Source organism: Moorena sp. SIO4E2 (genome assembly GCF_010671945.1).
GTDB classification, from domain to species: domain Bacteria; phylum Cyanobacteriota; class Cyanobacteriia; order Cyanobacteriales; family Coleofasciculaceae; genus Moorena; species Moorena producens.
The window spans coordinates 1-6,596 of record NZ_JAAHIE010000418.1 but is presented as its reverse complement, the minus strand read 5'-3'; the positions used below and the strand labels follow the sequence as shown (position 1 = coordinate 6,596).

The following is a 6,596-nucleotide window of genomic DNA, read 5'->3' as shown; positions in this document are numbered from 1 at the left end:
TGCTATATCTGGTATGGTATTGTGATTCGCGCACGGGCAAAAAGGGAGGGATAAGGCAGAATAAAAGGAGTAAGGTTTAATCGGAAATGGTTTTTTATCACTAATTATCCGGAGATGAAATCATTCATTGGTGAGAATCGCAATAAGGGAAAGAGGGGAAAGATCACCGAAGTTAGAATTCAGTTATCTTCCTCTCCTCCTCTAACAATAATTCTGCAAAAAAATGATTTTATGCTCTGGCAAGCTTTGCTCTACTGCAGGCTTGCAGAAAAATCCTAGACAAACACCTCATTGAAATTCTCGTAGAGAGTACTAGCTTGAGTCCAACTCACCACAGCCAGGAGGTCTCCGCCGCTCGAGATTTCAGCACCATCCTGACCATCAACGATGCTCACCTGATTAGGATTGGCAACATCAAAGGTAGTTAGACCAAGCTGGAAGTTGTTGACGGTATCATATCCATTGCCGGTGTCGAGAACAATTCGATCCTCACCACCCCCTAGCCACAGGGTGTCGTAACCACTGCCACTGCGAATGTAATCATCGCCAGAGCCAGAATAGATGATGTCATTACCAGAACCACCATAGATTACATTATCACCCTCACTGCCGAAGATGGTATCGTTACCGCTACCACCGCTAATCAAATCCAGCTGTGAACCACCGTAGATCAGGTCATTACCACTGCCACCGATAAGGGTATCAATTCCCTCACTACCAGAGATCGTGTCATTGCCACCGAAACCGTTAATATAATCGTTTTCGACAGTGCCAAACAGGTTATCATCACCTGATGTTCCCGTGATATTATTGATAGAATTCATTGATGTTTCCTCCTTAATAAGGAATCGTCAGTTGCTATGTAACCCACACCTCGGTTGTATCTGAAGTTACATCTGAGGTGGTGTCTGAGGCTGTATCTAAAAACTGCTGTGTTTTTCAGCCTCTAATGGTTAATCAAACTAAATCTGCCCTTTTTCTACAAAAGGGCAATTTTTTGTAATCTTTCTTAACAAAAGCCCTGGGCAGAAAAACCCTGATCAAAAATGCGCCTGAGTTAACTCAGACGCACTATGCTAATCAAATCATGATTTTATGCTCCGGCAAGCTTTGCTTTACCAAAGCCTTGCAGAAAAACCCTAGACAAACACCTCAGAGAGATTATCGATCAGAGTGCTAGCTTGAGTCCAACTCACTACAGCCAAGAGGTCTCCCCCGCTCGAGATTTCGGCACCATTAGCACCATCAACGATGCTCAGCTGATCACTATCGCCAGCATCAAAGGTAGTCAGACCAAGCTGGAAGTTATTGATGGTATCAAAGCCATTGCCGCTTTCGAGGACAATTAGATCCTCACCACCCCCTAGCCACAGGGTGTCGTTACCACTGCCACTATTAATGAAATCATTGCCAGAGCCAGAATAGATGATGTCATCACCAGCATCACCAAAGATTTCATTATTACCCTCACTGGCGAAAATGGTATCGTTACCGCTACCACCACGAATCACATCCAGCTGTGAACCACCGTAGATCAGGTCATTACCATCACCCCCAAGAAGGGTATTAATTCCCTCACTACCAAAGATTGTGTCATTGCCAGCCAAACCCTCAATCTGATCGTTTTCGACAGTGCCGAACAGGGTATCATCGTTTGATGTTCCTGAAATCAGAGTGTCGTCAATATCTAAGTTGATGTTGAGATCAATCAAGCCTGTGGTGGAGGAAAAGCCATCAACAGCAATTTGGTAGGTTGTACCAGCGCTAACGGTAAATTGAACTGCGCTTTGGAAAGTCATGCTATCATCATCATTACTGGCAATCTCTGTTAAGCTGTTAACTGCTGAACCGGTGTAGACTGCTAGGGTAGTGTCGTAGTTACTCCCAAAAGTATCAATGGTCACGATACCATCAGCGGCAGCTGTCCAAGACCACCAACCAGAATTTAACGGGCTGCTAACTTCTGCATGATCCGGCTCACCTGGCTCCCCAGTGAAACCCAGACTATTGCCTGTGGTACTAACTGATGTACCGTTTAACGATATCCGGTCGGCAAAGTTATCATTAGAAACCATTGATGTTCCCTCATCTAAGTTGATGTTGAGATCAATCAAGCCTGTGTTGGAAAAAAAGCCATCAACAGCAATTTGGTAGGTTGTACCAGCGCTAACGGTAAATCGAACTGCGCTTTGCAAAGTCATGCCATTATCATCATTACTGGCAATTTCAGTTAAGCTGTTAACTGCTGAACCGGTATAGACTGCTAGGCTAGTGTCGTAGTTACTCCCAAAAGTATCAATGGTCACGATACCATCAGCGGCAGCTGTCCAAGACCACCAAGCAGAATTTAACGGGCTGCTAATGCCTGCATGATCCGGCTCACCTAGCTCCCCAGTGAAACTCACGTTAGTGCCTGTGGTATTAACTGATGTACCGTTTAACAATACCCGGTCGGCAAAGTTATCATTAGAAACCATTGATGTTTGCTCCGTAATTAATGAATTGTCAGTTGTTATGTAATGCACACCTGGGTAGTATCTGAGGTTGTATCTGAAAACTACAGTAGTTTTCAGCCTCTAATAGTTAAGTTAATCAAGTTAAATTTGACCTTTTTGTGAAAAAAGGTAAGCATTCAGCTCAGGCAAGGGCTGATATATAGTCAGCGTAGATGCGCCTAAGGCGTTAGCTGATAGCTGAATGTTTCAATTTATAGATTCAGAATAAGCGAAAAAATTGCTATTGATTATAAAATCAGCATAATTATACGTATCGATTAGTTAAAGATGTTGTGAAATAAATTTACTTCACTTAGATAATTTATAAAAAGCTTTAATTGGATGATCATTCATGTCCTTTAAAGCATTTACAGCGTTTTGCCATTCGGTCAGGTACAAATTATTGAGGTGCGACCCGTGGCGAATTAAATTCGCCAACGGAAAGCGCACCTAAGGTTTTAGGGAGCAGGGAGCAGGTAAGAGTTCAGAGGGGAAAAGGAAAAAATCCTGTGTACCTGAGGTGAGACCCGTGGCGAATTTAATTATTAATTCTTCGAGCACATCTGAGAGTTATTAAAAATGCTGTATCTATCCCTTTTGCCTCTTGCCTCTTGCCTTTTGCCTTGTCTTCACCCACGGTTTATGAGACTTATCCAATAGGTCTAATATATAATTACAGCGCGATGAAAGAAGCTATCTAAGTAATTTTTTTTTCTTTGTTGGAGTTTTCTTTAAACAATTTACGTCAGCTGTCAGCCGTCAGCTTAACATAAATCTCTTTAGGGATAATTTAATGTTGAGAGATTAATGAAAATGTAAGCTAATGCGCTACTTGAGGTGCTACTTGATGTGCCATAAGCTGTCACTCCTCAGCCGACTTAACTCAGATTAAACTAATGCTTACCTCTTTTATTAAAAACCTATTCGCGTAGCGTGGGCGTAGCGCATTAGCTGATAGCACCTCAAGTAGCGTGGGCGTAGCGCATTAGCTGACGAATTTCCGGTTTTTCATGAATGGGCAAGTAAATAGGTGATGCTTGCCAAGCTGGCACCAGCCATGAGGATATTTTTTAAATAGTTTAAATAGCGTTTTGAGTTACTGCTGCTGAGTAATAGTAAGAAATAGATATCTAGGTATACACGAGAATAATCTAAATAATAACCTAAGATAGTCATGCTAGTCATGGAAAATAGCACAGCATAAATAATTGCACTGATTAGGATAACCTTGTTTTCTCGTAGGGATTGACTGGCTAGCAGTATAGTGACTACAAAAGCTGCTATTAATAAGGCAAACGAATAAGCTTCAAACAGGTTTTTTCCTCCTAGTCCTCCTGTGAGACTATTAATCAGCTTTTGACCTATGCCAAATAGGGGGTAGCCAAAATTTTCACTACCTTCTAGATTTTCTTGAGCCTCTAGACGATAGAAAACATAGATAGCCCACCCAGCTACTGGTATCCAAGCCCATAATAGATGTTGCAGCTGCCGACCTTTGCGCTCCCATATACTGGTTAATAAAATTGCCAACCACATTAATAGCATTGTCTCCCTTGTCAGACAAGCAGCTGTGATGGCTATTGCTGTGTAAATCGGTTTTTCATTGCGATAAAAATAGATAGCTGTTACTAGCAGCAAGCTACTGATTAAATCAGCTGTTGAAAGGGATAAAACCATCCAAACTCCTGGTATAGAAAGAACCAGGAGTGAGTGCCAAGTTCTACCACTATATTGTTTCAGATATAAACTACTCACAAATACTATGAGAATAATAGCTAGACAGTTAATCCCAACCATTGCGTAGGGAATTAACTGGGGATTCCCAAAACCTAATAGATAACCTAGCAGTGGATAGAGAATTCTTCTGTAGCGATATTGCGGAGGAGTAATGGCTTCTATTGTCCCTGAGTTTTCTAACCATGGATCGAGAGCAATACTCAGAAACTGTTGACCATCATATCCCTGCTCTCCCTGATAAATCAATACTTTATGACTATTGAGATAAGGAGAAATAGGAAATAGTGACCCAATTCTGAAAAAGCCAGTAATATTTCCTTCAAATTTGACAAAATAAAAAAAACTTACTATAACTAATACTAAAATAGCAGCCAATATTGTGTGCCTAATCTCAACCGGCTGGCGATTCCATAATTGTTTCATGATGTAATATCATTTTCGGTTGAACACTTATAATTAGTAGATAATAGGGAACAGGGAACAGGAAACAGGGAACAGGCGATGAGCAGGGAGATTACTTACAATAAGGAAGCTAAGTTTTTTGATAACTGATTATATTAACATGATATAATCCGCTATACCCTTTGTTACTATAGCTATTTATATCCTAATGAGGTACACATATTTTTTTCCCTCTTGCCTCTTGCCTCTTGCCTTTTGCCTCTTTTATGTTCCCTGTTCCCTGTTCCCTGTTCCCTGTTCCCTAAAACCCAGGAATGTGTACCTCACCTAATTGAAAAATGCTATAAACACTATAATTGCTTATAAAATTAGCAAAAAGTAAAAATGCGCCTGGTTAATTCCAGACGCGGGTAATCTTTGCAGCTGACGTTGACACTCCCCGTCCTAGAAGAACGGGGATTCTTTAATCAACGAGGTCACTTGCTCAGCCAAACCAGAGTCAGGCAAAGTAGAGGTGTCCTCTCCTAAAGCGTTCGGATCGATGATCCAGGTTCCGGTGTGCCCCACCGTACCCAAGGCTCTATTAAGGATGTTAATTGCGGCATTGTGATCGCGATCTAATTGACAACCGCATTTGCAAGTATGAGTTCTAGTTGATAGAGACTTTTTCACGACCTCACCGCATTCAGAGCAGTTTTGACTAGTGTAAGCAGGATTTACTGCAACAGTGACCCTACCAAATTTTTTCCCAAAATGCTCTAAGCATTTCCTGAACTGATACCAACCTGCGTCATTAATAGATTTTGCAAGACAGTGGTTTTTTACTAAGTTTCTTACTCTCAAATCTTCATAGGCAACCAAGTCGTTAGACTGGATTACGCAACGTGCGAGTCTCTTCGCATGTTCCTCACGCTGCCTACTTATTTTGAGATGCGTCCTGCCTAGTTTATTAATGGCTTTTCTACGATTGGCTGAGCCTTTCTTTTTGCGGGATACCCGACGTTGATAAAACTTAAGTCGCTTTTCCCCCGTTCGATAAAATCGGGGATTAGATTCTGAATTGCCATCAGAATCTGTGTAAAACTCTTTCAGTCCAACGTCTAATCCGATAGTTTTCCTTGATGGCTTTAGTTCCTCCTTGTTATCAACTGAGACACAAAACTGGACATAGTAGCCATCTGCTCTTTTTACTATCCTAACTCGCTTGATTTGTTTCTTATCGAAACGCCATAAGTCCCACTTACCTTTGAGTTTGAGCTTCCCAATTCCTTTCTTGTCAGTGAACGTGATTCGGCAAAGCCGACGCTTCGCGAACGACTTTTTGTCAGGGGATATTTTCCATCCTGACTGCTTGTATTCGACCGATCTACAATGCTTCTGGAATCGGGGGAACCCTTTCTTTCCAGGTACTTTCTTCTTGCAGTTTTCATAGAAACGGGCGTTCGCGTAGCGTGGCCTACGGCCAATCGATGACCATGCTCTCTCAGCAGCAGCCTGCCGAGCGGTCGAATTTAATTCATTGGCAAAAGAAAAGTTCTTAGCTAAGACTCTACAGTATTTATTTAAGTCGTATTTTGTAATCCCCTTATTGTCAATCCACAACCTAAGACAGGAATTGCGGACAAACTTAACAGTCCGGATAGCCTCGTTTATAGCTGAGTACTGACTATTTTTGCCGTATGCCTTAAATTCAAGAATTATCATCAGAAATCGACCTTTTCTGTTATATCATTATGCTAACGCGCCCAGCACAAATCGTCAAGTCTTAGCCCCAAAAAAAAAGCCGTCCTAGAAGGACGGGGTTTTAGACCCAATTTTTTTTGATAAAATAAATTAAATAAAATGAAATTAACCGAGTGCTTCAGCACCACCCACAACTTCCAGAATTTCCTGGGTAATTGCGGCTTGCCGTGCCTTGTTGTAGGTTAGGGTTAGTTTACCAGTCAGTTCCGATGCATTATC

General features: G+C 41.6%; 6 protein-coding genes. 1 reads left to right on the top strand and 5 read right to left on the bottom strand.

Annotated features, from left to right (window positions below; all coding sequences use genetic code 11):
* Window positions 1-275: 275 nt before the first annotated feature.
* From F6K37_RS29230 to F6K37_RS29220, 3 genes are all read right to left on the bottom strand, one after another.
* The gene (locus F6K37_RS29230; protein WP_287253971.1) at window positions 276-824 is read right to left on the bottom strand and encodes a calcium-binding protein; all 549 of its coding nucleotides are present in this window, start codon (window positions 822-824) and stop codon (window positions 276-278) included.
* 315 nt (window positions 825-1,139) lie between these two features.
* Window positions 1,140-2,477, bottom strand: a complete 1,338-nt coding sequence (locus F6K37_RS29225; RefSeq protein ID WP_287253969.1) for a calcium-binding protein — start codon at window positions 2,475-2,477, stop codon at window positions 1,140-1,142.
* A gap of 1,026 nt (window positions 2,478-3,503) precedes the next feature.
* On the bottom strand, window positions 3,504-4,655 hold the full coding sequence (locus F6K37_RS29220; RefSeq protein ID WP_008181114.1) for an AZOBR_p60025 family cell surface glycopolymer formation protein: 1,152 nt from the start codon (window positions 4,653-4,655) through the stop codon (window positions 3,504-3,506).
* A 187-nt stretch (window positions 4,656-4,842) separates the two neighbouring features.
* On the opposite strand from F6K37_RS29220, the gene F6K37_RS29215 reads away from it, so the two are divergent.
* Complete coding sequence (locus F6K37_RS29215; RefSeq protein ID WP_287253967.1) at window positions 4,843-4,965, top strand: hypothetical protein; 123 nt, start codon at window positions 4,843-4,845, stop codon at window positions 4,963-4,965.
* Between the two features lie 113 nt (window positions 4,966-5,078).
* Here F6K37_RS29215 and F6K37_RS29210 read toward each other — a convergent pair whose 3' ends face one another.
* Both F6K37_RS29210 and F6K37_RS29205 read right to left on the bottom strand, forming a co-directional pair.
* Window positions 5,079-6,338, bottom strand: coding sequence for an RNA-guided endonuclease InsQ/TnpB family protein (locus tag F6K37_RS29210; RefSeq protein WP_287253965.1), 1,260 nt, complete (start codon window positions 6,336-6,338; stop codon window positions 5,079-5,081).
* A 144-nt stretch (window positions 6,339-6,482) separates the two neighbouring features.
* On the bottom strand, window positions 6,483-6,596 hold a 114-nt coding region (locus F6K37_RS29205; RefSeq protein WP_287253973.1), incomplete at its 5' end, for a F0F1 ATP synthase subunit gamma.